18 protein-coding genes and 1 pseudogene are annotated in these 18,608 nt (G+C 70.6%); 8 read left to right on the top strand and 11 right to left on the bottom strand.

Annotated features, from left to right (window positions below):
• Nucleotides 1-21 precede the first annotated feature (21 nt).
• Genes xseA through ACR5MH_RS00995 form a run of 5 tightly spaced genes read left to right on the top strand, consistent with a single transcriptional unit; the run spans nt 22 to nt 4,369 of the window.
• Nucleotides 22-1,335, top strand: coding sequence for an exodeoxyribonuclease VII large subunit (gene xseA, locus ACR5MH_RS01015; RefSeq protein WP_433862176.1), 1,314 nt, complete (start codon nt 22-24; stop codon nt 1,333-1,335).
• A gap of 1 nt (nt 1,336) precedes the next feature.
• Nucleotides 1,337-1,582 (top strand): exodeoxyribonuclease VII small subunit, encoded by a 246-nt coding sequence (locus ACR5MH_RS01010; RefSeq protein WP_431349238.1) that lies wholly within the window; start codon nt 1,337-1,339, stop codon nt 1,580-1,582.
• Nucleotides 1,579-2,262, top strand: a complete 684-nt coding sequence (locus ACR5MH_RS01005; RefSeq protein ID WP_431349237.1) for a DUF4245 domain-containing protein — start codon at nt 1,579-1,581, stop codon at nt 2,260-2,262. The genes ACR5MH_RS01010 and ACR5MH_RS01005 overlap by 4 nt, the downstream gene beginning before the upstream one ends.
• A complete protein-coding gene (locus tag ACR5MH_RS01000; RefSeq protein WP_431349236.1) occupies nt 2,263-2,931 on the top strand; it encodes a carbonic anhydrase in 669 nt (222 codons plus the stop codon).
• Nucleotides 2,932-2,962: 31 nt separating this feature from the next.
• A complete protein-coding gene (locus tag ACR5MH_RS00995; RefSeq protein ID WP_431349235.1) occupies nt 2,963-4,369 on the top strand; it encodes a class II fumarate hydratase in 1,407 nt (468 codons plus the stop codon).
• An 85-nt stretch (nt 4,370-4,454) separates the two neighbouring features.
• On the opposite strand, the gene ACR5MH_RS00990 is transcribed toward ACR5MH_RS00995, so the two are convergent.
• From ACR5MH_RS00990 to ACR5MH_RS00975, 4 genes are all read right to left on the bottom strand, one after another.
• Entirely contained in the window at nt 4,455-5,033 is a 579-nt protein-coding gene (locus tag ACR5MH_RS00990; protein ID WP_431349234.1) for a prepilin peptidase, read from the bottom strand.
• Nucleotides 5,034-5,171: 138 nt separating this feature from the next.
• Complete coding sequence (locus tag ACR5MH_RS00985; protein ID WP_433862175.1) at nt 5,172-6,515, bottom strand: PhoH family protein; 1,344 nt, start codon at nt 6,513-6,515, stop codon at nt 5,172-5,174.
• 214 nt (nt 6,516-6,729) lie between these two features.
• A complete protein-coding gene (locus ACR5MH_RS00980; RefSeq protein WP_431349233.1) occupies nt 6,730-7,848 on the bottom strand; it encodes an aminotransferase class V-fold PLP-dependent enzyme in 1,119 nt (372 codons plus the stop codon).
• Between the two features lie 123 nt (nt 7,849-7,971).
• On the bottom strand, nt 7,972-8,766 hold the full coding sequence (locus ACR5MH_RS00975) for an isoprenyl transferase (protein ID WP_433862174.1): 795 nt from the start codon (nt 8,764-8,766) through the stop codon (nt 7,972-7,974).
• 72 nt (nt 8,767-8,838) lie between these two features.
• On the opposite strand from ACR5MH_RS00975, the gene trhA reads away from it, so the two are divergent.
• Nucleotides 8,839-9,642: a PAQR family membrane homeostasis protein TrhA gene (trhA, locus tag ACR5MH_RS00970; RefSeq protein WP_431349232.1), complete on the top strand. Its 804-nt coding sequence runs from the start codon at nt 8,839-8,841 to the stop codon at nt 9,640-9,642.
• Between the two features lie 42 nt (nt 9,643-9,684).
• Here trhA and ACR5MH_RS00965 read toward each other — a convergent pair whose 3' ends face one another.
• A complete protein-coding gene (locus ACR5MH_RS00965; protein ID WP_431349487.1) occupies nt 9,685-9,948 on the bottom strand; it encodes a hypothetical protein in 264 nt (87 codons plus the stop codon).
• A 182-nt stretch (nt 9,949-10,130) separates the two neighbouring features.
• Between ACR5MH_RS00965 and ACR5MH_RS00960 the strand changes: the two genes are divergently transcribed.
• Nucleotides 10,131-10,547, top strand: coding sequence for a DUF4307 domain-containing protein (locus ACR5MH_RS00960; RefSeq protein WP_431349231.1), 417 nt, complete (start codon nt 10,131-10,133; stop codon nt 10,545-10,547).
• A 109-nt stretch (nt 10,548-10,656) separates the two neighbouring features.
• Nucleotides 10,657-11,148, top strand: a complete 492-nt coding sequence (gene greA / locus ACR5MH_RS00955; RefSeq protein ID WP_431349230.1) for a transcription elongation factor GreA — start codon at nt 10,657-10,659, stop codon at nt 11,146-11,148.
• A gap of 70 nt (nt 11,149-11,218) precedes the next feature.
• On the opposite strand, the gene ilvA is transcribed toward greA, so the two are convergent.
• The 6 genes and pseudogenes from ilvA to ACR5MH_RS00925 form a co-directional block, all read right to left on the bottom strand.
• Nucleotides 11,219-12,493, bottom strand: coding sequence for a threonine ammonia-lyase (gene ilvA, locus ACR5MH_RS00950; RefSeq protein ID WP_433862173.1), 1,275 nt, complete (start codon nt 12,491-12,493; stop codon nt 11,219-11,221).
• Nucleotides 12,494-12,531: 38 nt separating this feature from the next.
• Nucleotides 12,532-13,776 (bottom strand): AI-2E family transporter, encoded by a 1,245-nt coding sequence (locus ACR5MH_RS00945; protein ID WP_433862172.1) that lies wholly within the window; start codon nt 13,774-13,776, stop codon nt 12,532-12,534.
• A 795-nt stretch (nt 13,777-14,571) separates the two neighbouring features.
• A pseudogene (locus ACR5MH_RS00940) lies at nt 14,572-15,620 on the bottom strand (ABC transporter ATP-binding protein); the annotation flags it as partial.
• Nucleotides 15,617-16,444: an ABC transporter permease gene (locus ACR5MH_RS00935; RefSeq protein ID WP_431349227.1), complete on the bottom strand. Its 828-nt coding sequence runs from the start codon at nt 16,442-16,444 to the stop codon at nt 15,617-15,619. The pseudogene ACR5MH_RS00940 and the gene ACR5MH_RS00935, both read right to left, overlap by 4 nt.
• A complete protein-coding gene (locus tag ACR5MH_RS00930) occupies nt 16,441-17,397 on the bottom strand; it encodes an ABC transporter permease (protein ID WP_433862171.1) in 957 nt (318 codons plus the stop codon). The genes ACR5MH_RS00935 and ACR5MH_RS00930 overlap by 4 nt, the downstream gene beginning before the upstream one ends.
• On the bottom strand, nt 17,397-18,551 hold the full coding sequence (locus ACR5MH_RS00925; RefSeq protein WP_431349225.1) for an ABC transporter substrate-binding protein: 1,155 nt from the start codon (nt 18,549-18,551) through the stop codon (nt 17,397-17,399). The genes ACR5MH_RS00930 and ACR5MH_RS00925 overlap by 1 nt, the downstream gene beginning before the upstream one ends.
• Nucleotides 18,552-18,608 lie beyond the last annotated feature (57 nt).

Genomic DNA, 18,608 nt, shown 5'->3' with positions numbered 1-18,608 from the left:
GATCAACGGATGGGAGGCCGGGTGGCACAGGTCGCGAGCGGCGCGTCGGGCACGTCAGGCGCGGCGAGCACGCCCACGATGAACCCGGGACCGCCGACCCTCGACGCCCCGTGGCCGGTGGCGATGCTCGCCGACCGCATCCGCGGCTGGATCGACCGCCTGGGCACCGCCTGGGTGGAGGGCGAGATCACCCAGTGGGGCGTCTCCGGCGGCAACGTCTACGGCAAGCTGAAGGACCTCCGCGAGGACGCGACGATCAGCTTCAGCATCTGGTCGTCGGTGAAGGCGCGCATCCCCGCCGACCTCAAGCAGGGCGACCGGGTGATCGCGGCGGTGAAGCCCAACTACTGGGTCAAGGGCGGCAGCCTCACCATGCAGGTGAGCGACATGCGGCACGTCGGCCTCGGCGACCTCCTGGAGCGGCTGGAGCGGCTGCGCGCCCAGCTCACGGCGGAGGGCCTGTTCGCGGCCGAGCGCAAGAAACGACTGCCGTTCCTCCCGCACACCATCGGCCTGGTGACAGGCAAGGACTCCGACGCGGAGAAGGACGTGCTCCGCAATGCCCAGCTCCGTTGGCCGCAGGTGCGGTTCCGGGTCGTGCACGCAGCGGTGCAGGGCGACCGCACGGTCCCGGAGGTCGTCTCGGCCATCCGCGCGCTCGACGCCGACCCCGAGGTGGAGGTCATCATCGTGGCGCGCGGCGGCGGCGACTTCCAGAACCTGCTGGGCTTCAGCGACGAGCGCGTGGTGCGCGCCGCAGCGGAGGCCGCGACCCCGATCGTGAGCGCCATCGGCCACGAGGCCGACCGGCCGCTGCTGGACGACGTGGCAGACCTCCGCGCGTCGACGCCGACGGACGCCGCCAAGCGCGTCGTCCCGGACGTCGCGGAGGAGCTGGCGCGCGTGCAGCAGGCCCGCACTCGCATCGGCACCCGGCTCACGCACATGATCACCCACGAGATCGACCGGATCGGCCACCTCCGCACGCGGCCGGCGTTGGCCTCCTCGACCTGGATCGTTGACTCCCGGGCGCAGGAACTCACCCGCTACGTCGCCCGCGGCGTAGAGCTGGTGGAACGCCGCGTCGACCGCGAGAGCACGCGCATCGCGGAGCTGCGCGGCCAGCTCCGCGCGCTCTCGCCGCAGGCGACGCTCGACCGGGGGTACGCGATCGTGCAGAACGACGCGGGGCACGTGGTGACGGCGCCGGCGGAGGCGCCGGCAGGCAGCGCGGTGCGGGTGACGGTGGCGGGAGGCGCGTTCGCGGCGACCGCAGGGGGCCGGCTCCCCTCGCCCGCCGTCTCCGATCCAGCGGCCGCCCAGCGAGACAAATAGAATGGACACCATGCCCACCTCGGAGATCAGCGCGCTCAGCTACGAGGAGGCGCGCGACGAGCTCGTCCGCGTCGTCACCGAGCTCGAGCAGGGCTCCGCCACGCTGGAGGAGTCCATCGCGCTGTGGGAGCGCGGCGAGGCGCTCGCCCGCCACTGCGAGGAATGGCTGATCGGCGCGAAGGCCCGGCTCGACGCCGCCCGCGCCGGCGCCGGGGCGGGCGCACGGAGCGTGTCAGAAACCGAATGAGCCCCAAGTCCCGCACCAGCGCTGCGAAGCCGCCTGCCGTCGTCGCCGAGCTCGGCCGCCCGGAGACGCCGGAGGAGACGGCCGCGCGCAAGGCGCAGAACTCCGCGAACCACCGCAACCGGCAGACCGTCAACAACCTCGTCTACTCGCTGATCGCGACGGTCGCGCTGGTCGCCGTCATCGTCCTGATCGTCCCGCGCGGCAATCCGACCTCCTCGGCGCCCGCCGTCGACTACGCCGCCGTCGCTCAGCAGGCGCAGGGCAGCGAGCCCGACCGGCTCGTCGTGCCCGGGCTCCCTTCGGGCTGGTCCTCCAACAGCGCCGAGCTGCGCACGAAGACCGCCGACGGTGTGGACGCCTGGTACATCGGGCTGCTGACGCCGAAAGGCCAGTACATCGGCATCACCCAAGGTTTCAACGCCAACGACAGCTGGGTCGCCGACCAGGTGAACCGCACCCGCATCGCCGGCACCCGGGAGATCGACGGCGCGAAGTGGGACGTCTACGACAACCGCGCCTCCTCCGATGCCGGCAACGTGAGGTACGCCCTCGTGACGAGCGCCGGAAAGAGCACCGTGGTCGTGTTCGGCACAGCCGACGACGCCGAGTTCACCACCGTCGCCTCATCCCTCACCGACCAGCTCCACTCCCTCGGCTCACCCACCCCAGGAGGAAAGTAAATGCCCACGACACGTCCCGGCCGCGTATGGAACGAACTGCTGGCAGGCAACGAGCGCTTCGTCACCGGAGCACCCCAGCACCCCCGTCAGGACGTCGAGCGGCGGGAGACCGTGGCGCAGGGCCAGCACCCCGTCGCGGCGATCTTCGGCTGCGCCGACTCGCGCCTCGCGGCCGAGATCATCTTCGACCTCGGTCTGGGCGACGCCTTCGTGGTCCGCAACGCCGGCCAGGTCGCCTCCGACTCCGCGATCGCCTCGCTGGAGTACGCGGTCGCCGTGCTGAACGTGCCGCTCATCCTTGTGCTCGGCCACGACGCCTGCGGCGCGGTCGCCTCCGCCATCGCCTCCCAGGCCGACGGCGCGGACCCGCTGCCGCCGCACATCGCGCAGCTCATCGCGCCGATCGTGCCCGCGGTCCACCGGGTCTCCGGCACCACGCCCGGCCAGGCCGTCGTGCCCGCCGACGTCGACGCGGCCGAGGTCGGCCGCCTGCACCTGCGCGACACCGTCGCAGAGATTCTCGCGCGATCGGAGATCATCAGCGACGCCGTCGCCGCCAATCTCCTCGCCATCGTCGGAGCGAACTACGTGCTCCAGGAAGGTCGGGTCGTCCCCGACGCCGTCGTCGGTCTGGCCGAACCGGCCGCCGACCCAACACCCGCGCGCTGACGCGTCCGGGCCCAGAAAGGAAGAACACACCGTGGTGGACACGCAGGCGGGCACCGAGTACCGCATCGAGCACGACACGATGGGCGAGGTGCGGGTCCCCGCAGCCGCCCTGTACGGCGCGCAGACGCAGCGCGCGGTCGAGAACTTCCCGATCTCGGGATCGGTTCTCGAGCCGGCTCAGATCGCCGCGCTCGCCCGCATCAAGAAGTCGGCGGCGCTCGCCAACGCGCGGCTCGGCGTCCTCGACGCGGACGTGGCCGAGGCCATCGCCGCCGCCGCGGACGAGGTGGTCTCCGGCGCGCACAACGGGGACTTCCCGATCGACGTCTACCAGACGGGCTCCGGCACCTCCTCGAACATGAACATGAACGAGGTGCTGGCGACGCTCGCCTCCCGCCGACTCGGCCGCCCGGTGCACCCGAACGACCACGTCAACGCGTCGCAGTCGTCCAACGACGTCTTCCCGACCTCGGTGCACATCGCCGTCACCGGCGCGCTCATCGACGATCTGATCCCGGCGCTCGACCACCTCGCAGTCGCGCTGGAGGAGAAGGCCGAGCTGTGGGCGACCGCGGTCAAGTCCGGCCGCACGCACCTCATGGACGCCACCCCGGTCACGCTCGGCCAGGAGTTCGGCGGCTATGCCGCGCAGATCCGCTACGGCATCGAGCGCGTCCAGGCCGCGCTGACCCGCGTGGCGGAGGTCCCGCTCGGGGGCACGGCCGTCGGCACCGGCATCAACACCCCGATCGGCTTCCCGCAGCTCGTGATCGAGCTGCTTACCGCCGAGACCGAGCTGCCGATCACCGAGGCGCGCAACCACTTCGAGGCCCAGGCCAACCGCGACGGCCTGGTGGAGGCCTCCGGCGCGCTCCGCACGATCGCCGTCAGCCTGACCAAGATCTGCAACGACCTGCGCTGGATGGGCTCCGGCCCGAACACCGGCCTCGGCGAGTTGCACATCCCCGATCTGCAGCCGGGCTCCTCGATCATGCCGGGCAAGGTCAACCCGGTCATCCCGGAGGCCGTGCTCATGGTCGCCGCCCGGGTCGTCGGCAACGACGCCACCATCGCCTGGAGCGGCGCGTCCGGCCTGTTCGAGCTGAACGTCGCCATCCCGGTCATGGGCACGGCGCTGCTGGAGTCGATCCGCCTGCTCACCCAGGCCAGCCGGGTGCTCGCGGACAAGACCATCACGGGACTGGAGGCCAACCTCGACCGCGCCCGCGCGTTCGCGGAGTCGAGCCCGTCGATCGTGACCCCGCTCAACCGGGTGATCGGCTACGAGGCCGCCGCCAAGGTCGCCAAGCATGCCGTCGCCCAGGGCATGACCGTGCGGGAGGCCGTGATCGACCTCGGCTTCGTCGAGCGCGGCGAGATCACCGAGGAGCAGCTCGACTCGGCCCTCGACGTGCTGAGCATGACCCACCCCGGCTGATCCGGACGAGTCCGCTCGCGAACCGTTCGATCGAGGCGCCCCTCCCGCACCGGCGGAAGGGGCGCCTCGCCGTCTCGCGCAGTGGTCAGCCCAGTAGCACGAATCCCCAGAACGTCCCCAACAGCACCGGCCCGAAGGGCAGCTCCGCCGGGAGCCGCCCACCGCCACCTCCGGGCGCTCCTCCATGGCCCCGCCCCCGCAAGGCCGCAGACGCCACCACCGCGCCGGCCACGAACGACACGACCACCCAGCACCCGACGAGCGCAACGACCTCCCCGAGCGGCGGCCCGCGCTCTGCCGCCACGGCCCCGAGCGCCCCGGCCAGCACCGCCGCGAGCTTCACATCGCCCATGCCGAGCCCACCGCCGGACGCCAGCACCGCGAACCCGACGAGTGCGCCGGCACCGCACGCGAGCACCGCGCCAACCACGAGCCAGCCCCCGGAGCCGAACGAGCTCCACACGGCCCCCACGGCCACGAACGCCGCCCCTGGCAGCACCAGAGCGTCCGGCAGCCGCAGCTCGCGCAGGTCGTACTGGACCAGCGCCGGCGTGACGGCCGCGAGATAGAGCGCTCCGATCGCGGCCGGCCCGAGGTGACCTGCCCCCAGCAGGGCGACACTCAGGCCGGCCGCGACAACGATCCGGATCGTCTTCTCCACCATGCCCTCACGCTAGGTGTCGCGACATGGCCTTCTCACGATTCCACAGAGAATACGAGAATCCCGAAATTCTCCCCAGCAGGCCCGGTTCTTTCGCCTGCCGGCTCACCTTCTGCCGCCTCACCCGGCGCCGGCCTCCACTCAGGCCAGCTCGTTGCCCTCCAGCATCTCCGTGACCAGCGCCGCGATGGCCGACCGCTCCGAACGGGTCAGCGTGATGTGCGCGAACAGCGGGTGGCCCTTCAGCGTCTCGATGACCGACGCGACGCCGTCGTGCCGGCCGACCCGCAGGTTGTCGCGCTGGGCGACGTCGTGGGTCAGCACCACGCGCGAGTTCTGCCCGACGCGGCTGAGCACCGTCAGGAGCACGTTCCGTTCCAGGGACTGCGCCTCGTCCACGATCACGAACGCGTCGTGCAGCGAGCGGCCGCGGATGTGCGTGAGCGGCAGCACCTCGAGGATGCCGCGGTCCAGCACCTCGTCCAGCACGTTCTGCGACACTAGCGCGCCCAGCGTGTCGAACACCGCCTGGCCCCAGGGATTCATCTTCTCTCCCTGGTCGCCCGGCAGGTAGCCCAGCTCCTGGCCGCCCACTGCGTAGAGCGGCCGGAACACCATGATCTTCTTGTGCTGCTGCCGCTCCAGCACGGCCTCCAGCCCCGCGCAGAGCGCGAGCGCCGACTTGCCGGTGCCGGCCCGTCCGCCGAGCGACAGGATCCCCACCTCGGGGTCGAGCAGGAGGTCGATCGCCAGCCGCTGCTCCGCCGAGCGGCCGTGCAGCCCGAAGACGTCGCGGTCGCCGCGCACCAGTTTCACCTCACCGTCGGCGACCACACGCGCGAGCGCCGAGCCGCGGTCCGAGTGCACGATGAGGCCCGTGTTGACCGGGAGTCCGTCCACGAGCGGCGTGCGCATCCACTCCTCCTCGTAGAGCGAGCTCATCTTTTCGCTGCCGAGCGAGATCTCCGCCAGCCCCGTCCACCCGCTGTCCACGACCTGCTCGTGCCGGTACTCCTCCGCCGCCAGACCGATCGAAGACGCCTTGACGCGCATCGGGAGGTCCTTGGAGACGACGGTGACCGAGAGCCCGTCGTTCGCGAGGTTCATCGCCACGGCGAGGATGCGCGAGTCGTTGTCGCCGAGCTGCATGCCGCTCGGCAGCACCGACATGTTGGAGTGGTTCAGCTCCACGCGGAGCGAGCCGCCGTCCCCCACCGGGATCGGGAAGTCGAGCCGTTCGTGCTGGACCCGCAGGTCGTCCAGATTGCGCAGCGCCTGCCGCGCGAAGTACCCGATCTCGGGATCGTTGCGTTTCCCCTCCAGCTCGCTCACGACGACGACAGGGATGACGACAGCATGTTCGGCGAACCGGAAGATCGCCTTGGGGTCGGACAGCAGCACCGAGGTGTCGAGCACATACGTGCGCTCGCTCTGCCGGATGGTGCTGGATGCCGACTCGAACTGCCGGGTTCCTGATTCAGCCACGACCACTCCCACCCCGCCGCTCCGCTTGCGCTGGAGCCGGCGGATCATTGGCGAGCCGGCCATTGGGTCTCGAAACGAACTTATGTGGCCGTCTCGATCGGGCGCCGTGCCCGATGAGTCGAACGTACGCCGGACGGCCGACACCGGACGCTCAGACCGGGGCGTGTCGTGTTTCGTTCAGCCGATCTTCACCCCCAGTTATGGGAGGCGCGGATCAGGCGACCGAGGCGTACGAGGTGAGGGCGGCGCGCAGCATCTCCAGGGTCTCCCCGGTGGTGCCGGCGTGCACGCTGAGCCGCACGCTCGTGGTCCGCACCTTGGCCGACACGCCATGGTTGAAGAGGGAGGCCGCCAGCACGGTGAGCCGCTCGGGCTGCGGCTCCAGCACGACGATCCCCGCCCGCTCGGCGGCGTTGCGGGAGGAGGTCACCGGCACCGCGAACTCGTCGGCGAGGTCGATGACGCGTTCGACGAGGTCGGAGATCGCAGCGGAGATCTCCGCGACGCCGACCGCGGCGACCTCCTCCAGCGCCGCGGCCAAGCGCGCCTCGGCGACCAGATCGGGGTTCGACACAGTGAAGGCCGCCACGCCCTTCGCCGGCTCGAGCACCTCGTCCCAGCGCTCGCCTGCGCCGGTGCCGACCCAGCCGCTGAACACGGGCGTCAGGTGCTCGATCGCGCGCTCGCTGAGGGCGAGGAAGCCGGTCCCCCAGCCCGCTCTGGTCCACTTCTGGCCGCCGGAGACGACGACGTCGGCGACCTCGTAGGGGGCGTCGACCACGCCGAAGCCCTGGATGGCGTCCACGATGAGGAGGCGGTCCCCGATCACTTGGCGGATGCCGTCGATGTCCGCGAGGTAGCCGGTGCGGGAGTCGACCAGGCTCACCATCACCGCGCTCGTGGAGTCGGTGAGTTGGTCCTTTATCTCGGCGGGCGTCACCCGGCCGTGGTCGGTCTCCAGCCACACCGGCGTCACGACGCGCATAGCCTGCGCCGCGCGCACGGCGGCGTACGTCACGCTCGGGAATTCGGCGGCCGAGAGCAGCACGTCGCCGCCGGTGAGGCCGAACGCGGCGTGCATGAGCCCACTCGAGGCGTTCGGCTGGAACGCGATCTGCCCCGCCGGGAAGCCGGTCAGCGCGGAGATCGCCTCACCGACGCGGTCGGTCTCGGCGTTCATCCGCTCGACGGTGCCGAAGCGCGCCTTGGCGAGCGCCTCGTACTGTCCCAGCGTCTCGGCGCGCACCGCTGCGGACAGCGGCCCGACGCGCCCGTAGTCCAGATACCCCGGCTCCTCACCGAACCCCGCCGCGAACTCTTCGATCGTCGTCATCGTGACCTCCGGGGACAATCCTGCCGTCGCACGCGCCGAGTACGCGAATTCTCTGCGTACTCGGGCGTTTTCAGCCGATTTCGCGCGTACTCGACCGGTCGGCGGGTCGGCGGCGGCGCGGGGTCAGGAGCCGTAGCGGCGGTGGCGGCGGGAGAAGTCGCGCATGGCGCGGAGGAAGTCGACCTCGCGGAGGTCGGGGCCGAGCGCCTCCACGAAGTAGAACTCGCTGTGCGCGCTCTGCCAGAGCATGAAGTCGCTCAGCCGCTGCTCGCCGGAGGTGCGGATGACGAGGTCGGGGTCGGGCTGGCCTCCCGTGTAGAGGTGCTCGCCGATGAGGTCGGGGGTGAGGAGGTCGGCCAGCGTCTCCAGGCTGCCGCCCTCCGCCGAGTGCGCGGCGACGATGCTGCGCATGGCGTCCGTGATCTCCTTGCGGCCGCCGTAGCCGACCGCGAGGTTGATGTGCAGGCCCTTCTTGTCGGCGGTGCGCTTCTCGGCGTCGGCCAGCGCGGTCACGAGCGACTCCGGGAGGCCGGCCGTCGAGCCGACGTGCTTGACCCGCCAGTCGCGGTAGCGGGAGAGGTCGTCGGCGAGCTCGGCGATGATCTCGATCAGGTCGGAGAGCTCGGAGTCCGGCCGGTTGGTCAGGTTGTCCGACGAGAGCAGGTAGAGCGTCACCACCTCGATCCCGAGGTCGTCGCACCACTCCAGGAACTCGCGCATCTTCGCGGCGCCCGCCCGGTGTCCGTGCGCGACGGTCGTCATCCCGACCTGGCGCGCCCACCGCCGGTTGCCGTCGATGATCATCGCGACGTGTCGTGGCAGAGACTCCGGGCCGAGACCGGCGATGTCCCTGCGCAGCCGCTTCTGGTACAGGCCGTAGAGCAACCCGTTGGCCGTCTCGGAACTGCGTCTGCTCACGCCCTTACGTTAGCGCCCCCCGACCCGCCCGGTTCCCAGCATCCGACCACCGGTCTCCCCTACTCTTGCTCCATGACGCCGCGAAACGCCCCCGAACCCGAGGACGTCGCCGAGCTCCTCGCCGAGCCGGTCGCCGACCTGCAGCCTGCCGACGCCGCGGTCAAGGCGGACGAGTCTCGCGGCCCGCAGCTGCCGAACATTCCGCTGCTGGACGCCTCCCCGGCCCAGCCGGCCGAGCTCAAGCCGACCTGGCGCGGATGGATCCATGCCGGGACGTTCCCGGCGACCATCGCCGGCGGCATCGTGCTGATCTCCCTCGCGCACGGCGCCCCGGCCAAGTGGGCCTCGGCCGTATTCATGGTGACCTCGATGCTGCTGTTCGGCAACTCGGCGCTCTACCACCGCTTCAACTGGCGTCCCCGCACGAAGGTCGTGCTCAAGCGCATCGACCACGCCAACATCTTCCTGCTCATCGCCGGCACGTACACCCCGCTCGCCGTGCTCGCGCTGCCGCCGCAGAAGGGCATCCTGCTGCTCTGCATCGTGTGGGGTGGCGCGCTGCTCGGCATCGGCTTCCGGGTGTTTTGGATCAACGCGCCGCGCTGGCTGTACGTGCCCATCTACCTGCTGCTCGGCTGGGCGGCGATGATGTACATCGTCGACCTGTTGAACGCGAACGTGGCGATGATGGTGCTGGTCTGCGTGGGCGGCGTGTTCTACACGATCGGCGCGGTCATCTACGGCATCAAGAAGCCGAACCCCTTCCCCGGGGTGTTCGGGTTCCATGAGATCTTCCACACCCTGACAGTGCTGGCGTTCCTCTGCCATTGGACTGCGACGCTGCTGATCGCGATGCACCCCGCCTACAACGGCTGACGCCGGGCGCCCATAACGACTGACGCCGTCCGAGCCCGATGCTCAGCCCCGGGATTCGCCGTCCGCGTCGTCCTGCTGCTCCGCCTTCTCGGCGTCCAGCTTCTGCGCGATCTCGTCGCGGTACCGCACCCGGCGGATGCGCCGCGTCATGTCGAGGATCAGCAGCACCGCCGCGACCGCGATCAGGAACGTGACGGTGAACCCGACGACGCCCGGCGTCACCGCGTCGTCGCTCGGGCCGGAGGTCGGCGACGGCGTCGGGGTCGCAGCCAGCCAGACGCCCGCCTTCAGCAGCAGGTCCCCCATCACACGGCCTCCACGGACACGGCGGACAGGTCGTTCTGGCGCATGGCGGACTTCGCTTTCGGATCACGGGGTTCAGGAGCCGCGAAGCGCGATTCACAGCTTCGTCTCCTAGTCTTGACACAGCCTACCGTCGCCCCGACGGCGGGCCTGAACGAAGCCCCTGAGAGGCGGACGGCGATTACATGGCACGCGTGACCGAGGCGCCGTCCGAGACCCTCGAATCCCGCTACGGCCGCACCCCGAAGCGCCGACGCCGCGACCGCTGGCTGCTGATCGGCGGGGCGCTCGGCGTCCTCGCTGTGGTGACCGCCTGGGTGTTTTGGGCCGGCTGGGACAACAACCAGGCCGACCTGGAGGCCACCGACACCGCCTACGTGATCCCCGACGCCCACCATGTGCGGATCACCTTCACCATCAACGCGCAACCCGGCACCGGAGTCACCTGCGCGCTGCAGGCGCTCAACGACGATTACGCGATCGTGGGCTGGCGCATCGTCAGCTATCCCGGCTCCGGCTCCCGCGTGACGACGCACACCGAGACGATCCGGACCATCCAGCAGAGCAACACGGGTTTGATTAACACCTGCTGGCTGACCTAACATTCTCTGGATACGCCCCGGCCGAGGCCGGGGCGTCTACTTTACCCACCGGTTCCGGCCGGCCATCAGCCGAAGCGGCGCATGCCGTGCAGGCGCGAAGGAGTTCATCATGTCCCAGGAGTCTCAGGTCACCTTTCTGACCCAGGACGCGTACGACCGTCTCTCGGCCGAACTCGAGGAGCTCAGCGTCAACGGCCGTAACGAGATCGCGAAGCGCATCGAGGCGGCCCGCGAGGAGGGCGATCTCAAGGAGAACGGCGGCTACCACGCCGCCAAGGACGAGCAGGGCAAGATCGAGGCGCGCATCGTGCAGCTCACCAACCTGCTGCGCAGCGCCACGGTCGGCGAGGCGCCGGAGAGCCACGGCGTCGTGGAGCCCGGCACTGTGATCACCGCGACCATCGCGGGCGATGAGAGCGTCTTCCTGATCGGCAACCGCGAGATCGCGGCCGGCACCGAGCTGCAGGTCTACAGCGAGCAGAGCCCGCTCGGCGCGGCGATCCTCGGCCTCAAGGTCGGGGACACGACCGAGTACACCGCCCCCAACGGCCGCCAGATCCCCGTCGAGATCTCCAAGGTCGAGACCTACACGGGCCAGTAACCCGCGAGTACGCCAGAATTCCACCGAGAACCGTCGAGTGCGCAGACAATCTGCGGACTCGGCGGTTTTCTCATTCCTCTTCGAGGACGGGGTCGTAGCCGGCGGAGCGGAGCACCTTGATGACCTGCTGGCGGTGCTCGGTGCCGCGCGTCTCCACCGAGACGACGAGCTCGACCTGGCTGAGCTGGAGACCGTTGCCGTGCCGCGTGTGCAGCACCTCCACCACGTTGGCGTTGACCCCGGCGAGGATCTCGGCGATGCGGGCGAGCTGCCCCGGCCGGTCGGGGAGCATGATCGAGAGCCGCAGGTAACGGTCGGAGGCCGCCAGACCGTGGGCGATGACGCGCTGCATGAGCAGAGGGTCGATATTGCCGCCGGAGAGGATCGCGACGACCGGTCCTGCTGCGTCAGGCGCCGGGATGAGTCCCGCGAGGATCGCCGCCACGCCGACCGCGCCGGCCGGCTCGACCACGAGCTTCGCGCGCTCCAGCAGCACCAGCAGCGCGCGGGCGATGTCGTCCTCGGTGACCGTGACCACGGCGTCCACGGCGTCCCGGATGATCTCGAAGTTGAGCGCGCCCGGCCTGCTGACCGCGATGCCGTCGGCGATGGTCGCGACGAGCCCGATCTCCGTCGGCTCACCCGCGGCGAGCGACGCCGGGTAGGCGGCCGCGTTGGCCGCCTGCACGCCGATCACCCGCACGGTGCGTCCCTCGCGCGCGGCGCGCTGCTTGACCGCGCTCGCGACGCCGGAGATGAGTCCGCCGCCGCCGATCGGCACGACGATCGTCTGGACATCGGGGACGTCGTCGAGGATCTCGAGGCCGAGGGTGCCCTGCCCGGCGATCACGTCCCGGTGGTCGAACGGCGGGATGAGCACCGCGCCGGTCTCGGCGGCGAAGTCGGCGGCAGCGCGGAGCGTCTCGTCCACGATGCTGCCGCTGAGCACGACATCCGCGCCGTACGCGCGCGTCGCCTGGAACTTGGGGATGGCCACGCCCACCGGCATGAAGATCGTCGCGTGGATGCCGAGCTCGCGCGCGGCGAAGGCGACGCCCTGCGCGTGGTTGCCCGCGGAGGCGGCGACGACGCCGCGCGCCCGCTCCTCGGCGTTCAGCTTGGAGAGCCGGTTGTAGGCGCCGCGGATCTTGTACGACCCGGTGCGCTGCAGGTTCTCGCACTTGAGGATGACCGGGGCGCCGAGCACATCGGTGAGGTACCGCGAGGTCTCGAGCGGCGTGGGCTGGGCGACCCGGGCCACGATCGCGCGCGCGGCCTCGATCTCGTCCAGGCCGGGGCCGGCGAACGGGGTGCGCGTCGGATCGGTCGCGGTATCCACTCGCATAGCCTACTCGTGGTCGTATACCGCTGAATGTATGCGACCTACGTCCGCGGCGCCCGCCGGGGCCGCGGCACGGTCTCCCAGATCGCGCCCTCCGGAGCGGTGGTGGCTTCCGGCGGCCGCGATCGCCAGACGTCCGATGACACGTAGTGCACCATCACGTTGAGCACCGCGACGAACGGGACGGCGAACAGCGCCCCCGGGATCCCCGCCAGGAGCGAGCCCGCCGCGACCGCGAGTACGACCGCGAGCGGATGCACCTTCACCGCGGTGCCCATGATCAGCGGCTGGAGGACGTGCCCCTCGATCTGCTGCACGAGCAGCACGACGGCGAGCATGATGAGCGCGAAGACCCAGCCCTTGAAGACGAGCGCGACGAAGACGGCGAGCGCGCCCGTGAGCACCGCGCCGACGATCGGGATGAACGACCCGAGGAACACCAGCACGGCGATCGGCAGCACCAGCGGAAGGCCGAGGAAGAACGCGCCGAGGCCGATCCCCAGCGCGTCGATGGAGGCCACGAGCACCTGCACCTTCGCGAAGTTGCGGAGTGTCAGCCAGCCCGCCTGTCCCGCGCCGTCGACGGCTGCGCGCGCGTTCTTCGGGAAGATCCGCACGATCCAGCCCCAGATGCTGCGGCCGTCGATGAGGATGAACAGCACGCTGAACACGGTCAGCAGCGCGCCGGTGAGCACGTGGCCCAGCGTGGAGCCGATGGAGAGCGCGCCGGAGATGTAGACCTGGCTGTCCTGCTGGAGCGACGACCAGAGCGACTGGAAGGCGCCGTCGATCTGCGCCGCGGTGAGGCCGAGCGGCCCGGTCGTCAGCCAGCTCCGGAACTGGCCGAACGCCGCCACCGACTGCGTCTGGAGGTCGCGGCTCTCCCGGGTGACCTGCCAGATCGCCAGGTAGAACAGGCCGCCGACCACCACGATCAGTGTCAGCAGCGTGGCGACGATCGCCAGCCAGCGCGGCCAGCGGTGGCGGCCCAGGAAGTCTTTGAACGGCACCAGCAGCGCGGCGAGGAGCACTGCGACCAGCACCGGGATGACGATCAGGCGGAGCTGGACGATCAGGAACACCACGACCGCGATGACGGCGCCGATGACGAGCAGCCGCCACGACCAGGCCCCGGCCAGGCGCACGCCGCGCGGCAGCGACGCCTCGATCGGGACGGCCTCCCCCACCATCGACTCCGCGCGCGCCTTGATATCGTGGCGGCGCCTCAGGAAGCGCGCCCTGGCCGGCGGGACGGACGGGCTCTGGGGAGCGTCGCTCTCTGCCATGCCCGCCAGTCTAGGGGCGCGTTCCCGCGTTTCCTGAAGGATCGCTCAGGAACGCCGTCAGGGCTCGAACACGAACGGCGGATGCTCGATGGAGGTCGAGAACCACTGCCAGCCGGGCCCGGAGGACGTCTGCTGGATGGAGGCGTAGGTCACCTGTCCCGGCGGGACGTTGCTGAGGCCCACCGAGACCGAGACGTTGCCGTTCACGGTCTTCACGCCCGCGCCGGTCACGGTGCCCGCGCCCGCGTAGCCTCCGACGGTGAGCGACACGGGGCCGCTGGTGGCGATGAGGAACTCGATGACGTAGCTCGCGACCGCCGTCGCTCCGTACGCTCCCGGATCGAAGTGGACCGAGACTCCCGGACCGCCGGACGGGACCTGCCGGAAGCTGAACGACGCGTACGGTGTCCCGGTCGTGTCGGTCTGCAGGATGTCCGACGCGATCAGCGTCAGGTTGGTGCGGCCTTTGCCGACCGTGTGCGTCGGGCTGATGGTGTCGATGGGGAAGAAGAAGGGCGGCCAGTGCAGGATGTCGCCCGGTCGGATCCGAGTGAGCACGTCGCTCGGCGAGAGGGTCTTCACGAAGGTTGAGGGGTCGATGGCGTCTGAGTATTCGGCGTCCGCCCCCGGGACGATGCCAGACATGAGGATTACTCTACTGACGCCGCCCCGCGTGCGCGACCGTGCCTCCACGGATCCTGACGGGCACGCAACACGCCCGTACAACCGCGTTTCAGGGCGTTTGCTGCCCTTCGGCGGAGGTGAGGTCAGGTCAGGCTGCGGGAGTGACGGTGAGGGGGTGTGCGAGAGGGCGACGTGGATGCGGTCGCCGGGCGCCGGGAGGTCGCGGGCGCCGTGCTGCACGGCGAGCTCCGACCCGTCGGCGAGCCGCACCCGGGTGCGTCGCAGCGCGCCCAGGAAGCTGGTCGTCAGCACCTCGGCGGGGATGCCGTCGCCGGCCAGCAGGAGGTCCTCCGGCCGCACGAAGGCCGTGACCGGGCCGTCCGGCGCGGGCGACGCCAGCGGCGGGGTCGTCCCGAGAACGTGCAGCACGCCGCCGGCGACCGTGCCGGGAACGCGGTTGGTCAGCCCCACGAACTCCGCGACGAACGCGGTCGCCGGCCGGTGGTACAGCTCCTCCGGCGTCCCGATCTGCTCGATGGCGCCCGCCCGCATCACGGCGACCCGGTCGGCCACGGCCAACGCCTCCTCCTGATCGTGCGTCACGAAGAAGGTCGTGATCCCGAGCTCGGTCTGGATGCGGCGGATCTCCTCGCGGAGCTGCACGCGCACCTTCGCGTCGAGCGCCGAGAGCGGCTCGTCCAGCAGGAGGACGCGCGGCTCGGTCACCAGCGCCCGGGCGAGCGCCACGCGCTGCTGCTGCCCGCCGGAGAGCTGGTGGGCGTAGCGCTCGGCGTGGTGGTCGAGCCCGACCAGGTCGAGCGCCTCGGCCGCGCGGCGCCGACGCTCGCCGGAGCCGACCTTGCGCATCCGCAGCCCGAACTCCACGTTCTGGCCGGAGGTGAGGTGCGGGAACAGCGAGTACGACTGGAAGACCATCCCGAGGTCGCGGCGGTTCGTCGGCTCGTCGGTGACATCCCGGCCGTCGATGAGCACGCGGCCGGAGTCGACGCGCTCCAGCCCGGCGAGCGCACGCAGCGCGGTGGTCTTGCCGCAGCCGGACGGCCCGAGCAGGGCGATGAACTCCCCGGGCTCGCCGCCAGCGAGAACCCGGCGAGGCCGGCCCCGCCGCCGAAGTCGCGCACGACGCCGTCGAGCTCGACGGTGGAGCCGACACGGGATCCGACACGGGAGCCGGCGACGGTGGATTCGAGGACGGTCATAGGGTGCCTTTCACGGAACGCCGCGAGCGGCGGCGGGCGCCGACGACACGGTCGACGACGACGAGGAGGACGAACGCGAACACCAGCGCCAGCAGCGCGAAGATGACCGCGACGAACGGGTCGGACTGGGAGACCAGCAGCAGCGCGGTCTGCAGGTTCACCCGGCTCAGCAGGGAGGCGATCGTGAACTCGCCGAGCACGACCGCGATGGAGAGCGCGGAGGCCGCGAGGATGCCGCGCCGCAGGTTCGGCGTGAGCACCCGCCAGAAGACGGTGCCCCAGCCCGCGCCGAGCGATCTGGCCGCCTCGCTCAGCGTGACCATGTCGACGGCGGAGACATTGCTCTGGATGGCGCGGTACGCGTACGGGAGCACAGTGATGCCGTACGCGAACGCCAGCGTCCAGGTGCCCGATCCGACGATCGAGGTCACGACCGCGTAGGTCGGCGCCAGCCCCACCACCATCACGATCGCGGGGATCATGATCGGGAGCAGGCAGACGGCCTCCAGCAGGCGCCGCAGCGTCGGGAAGCGCAGCTCGACGAGCACGATCGTCGGCAGCAGCACCAGCAGCACGATCGCCACCGTCACGGCGGCGAGCACGAGCGAGTTGCCGAGCCCTTGATAGACGCGGTCGCAGCGGGTGGTCTCCCCGCCGAAGACCGCGATCCAGCGGTCGAAGCTGTACACCCCGGGCTTCGCGGTGCGCAGCGTGAACTCCAGCATCGAGAACAGCGGGATGAGGAAGAACGCACCGAGGACCACCCAGATCACGGTGCGGGCGACCGGGCCCGGCCCGAGCCGCAGCGGAGCGCCGCCGCTCACCGCTGCCACCGCGCAGTCCGGCGCACGAGCGCCGAGTAGGCGAGCATCACGACGACCATCACCAGGAGCATCCCGAGCGCCATCGAGCCGGCCAGGTTCGCGCGGCCGAGCACGGTCTCCGAGATGAGGGCCTGACGGATCTGCAGCGAGACGATGTTGTTGGCCTGGCCGACGAGCGCCGCCGCGGTCGCGTAGGACGAGAAGGCGTTGGCGAAGAGCAGCAGCAGGCTGCCGAGGAACGACGGCAGCAGGATGGGGCCGCCGACCCGTGTCCAGTAGGTCCAGCGCGTGCCGCCGAGCGTGGCGGTCGCCTCCAGCCACTGCGGGCGCAGCCCCTCCAGCGCGGGCAGGAAGGTGATGACCATGAGCGGGATCTGGAAGTAGAGGTACGGGAGGATCAGGCCGGGCACCGTGTAGAGCCACACGCCGTTCGCGTAGATGTTCAGGTGGAAGGCGTTGCGCAGCAGCACGGTCACGAGGCCCTGGGCGCCGATGGTCGCGATGAACGCGAACGCGAGCATCACACCGCCGAACTGGGCGAGCACGCTGCTGGCGGAGTCGACGAGCGAACGCGTGACGCCGCCCGGTCGGGAGGCCAGCATCGCGAAGCAGAGCGCGGCTCCAGCGATCGCGCCGACCACGGCAGTCACCGCGGACAGCCAGAACGCGCCGAAGAACGAGCCGGCGATGGCGGGTTCGGCGAGCCCGGTCAGGTTGGACCAGGTGAAGCGGCCCTCGCCGTCCACGAACCCGCTCCCCACCGCGACGAGGGTGGGCACGGCGAGGAAGACCACGACGTAGAGGGCGAACGGGGTGAGGCCGAGCGCGGCGGCGAGACCGCGACGCCGGCGGACCCGCCCGGGAGCGGCCGCCGACGGCGGCTGCCGCCGGGAACCGCTCGAGGCGATCCCGGCGGCAGTGTCGACCGCGGGTGCGGCGATGGTCTCGGTCATCAGCCGACCGCGTTGGCCCACTTGGCGTTGAGGAGGGCGCCGGCGTCGGTGGCCTGCTTGTCCGTCATCACGGCCACCTTGTCGAGCTTGCCCGGGAACTCCTTGGCGTCCAGGGTCCCGGCCTTCTCCATCGCGTCCACGCGGGCCGGGTAGGCGCCGCCCTTCAGCCAGGCGTTCTGCGCGGCGTCGCTATAGAGGTACTCCTCCCAGAGGCGTGCGGCCGCCGGGTGCGGGGCGTCCTTGTTGATGGCCTGGTTGTAGTAGCCGACGTACGCGGTGCCCGGAAGGACGGTGTACTTCCAGTTCACGCCGCCCGACTTGATGGTGTCGGAGGTCGCGTAGCCCTTCTGGTTGAACGACCAGTCGAGCAGGACCGGGGTCTCGCCGGAGGCGATGGTGTTCGGCTTGCCGTCGGCGGCGTTCCAGTTGCCAGCGGCCTTCAGCTTCGTGAACCAGTCGATGCCCGGGGTCAGGTCGTCCAGCGTGCCGCCGTTCTGCAGGTCGGCGTAGGCGACCGCGCCGGCCGCGGCGGCCGCCTGGGTCGGGTTGCCGTTGAGCGCGACGGCGCCCTTGAACTCGGGCTTCAGCAGATCGGAGAACGACTTCGGCGCGGACTTGATCTTGTTCGCGTCGTAGCCGACGGACATGACACCGTAGTAGCCGACCTTCCAGAGGCCGTTCTTGTCCTTCTGCGCGGCCGGGATGTCGTTGAAGCCGGTCGGCTTGTACGGGGCGAAGTACTGCGTGTTCGCCAGCGCCACCGACGAGCCGATGTCGAAGGTGTCCGGAGCGGTGTCCTGGCCCTTCAGCTTCTTGGCGGCGTCGATCTCCTCCTGGCTGGAGGCGCTGTCCTGGCTCGGGTTGATCGTGATGCCGTACTTCTTGGTGAAGCCGTCGAAGATCTCCTGGTAATTGGCCCAGTCGCCGGGCGTCGCGATGATGTTGAGGCTGCCCTCCTTCTTCGCGGCCGCCACCAGGGCGGACATGCCGCCCGCGGAGGCGACGTCGGTGGCCGAGGCGGCCGAGGTGCCGGCGGCGGTGCTGCCGGCATCGGTGCTGCTGGCGTCGGCGCCGCCGGAGCAGGCGGCGAGCGAGAGAGCCACGACGGTCGCCGCGGCGGTGAGTCCGGCGATGCGGGCGCGCGTGTTGATCACGGAATGTCCTCCAGGTCGGGTTGACGGCCGGGCTGTGCGACCCGGCTCCGTCGACAC

Origin of the sequence: Streptomyces sp. L7, assembly GCF_050990935.1 — a bacterium.
In the GTDB taxonomy this organism is placed as follows: domain Bacteria; phylum Actinomycetota; class Actinomycetes; order Actinomycetales; family Microbacteriaceae; genus Leifsonia.
The sequence above is the reverse complement of the archived record's forward strand: the minus strand, read 5'-3'. Positions and strand labels throughout refer to the sequence as shown.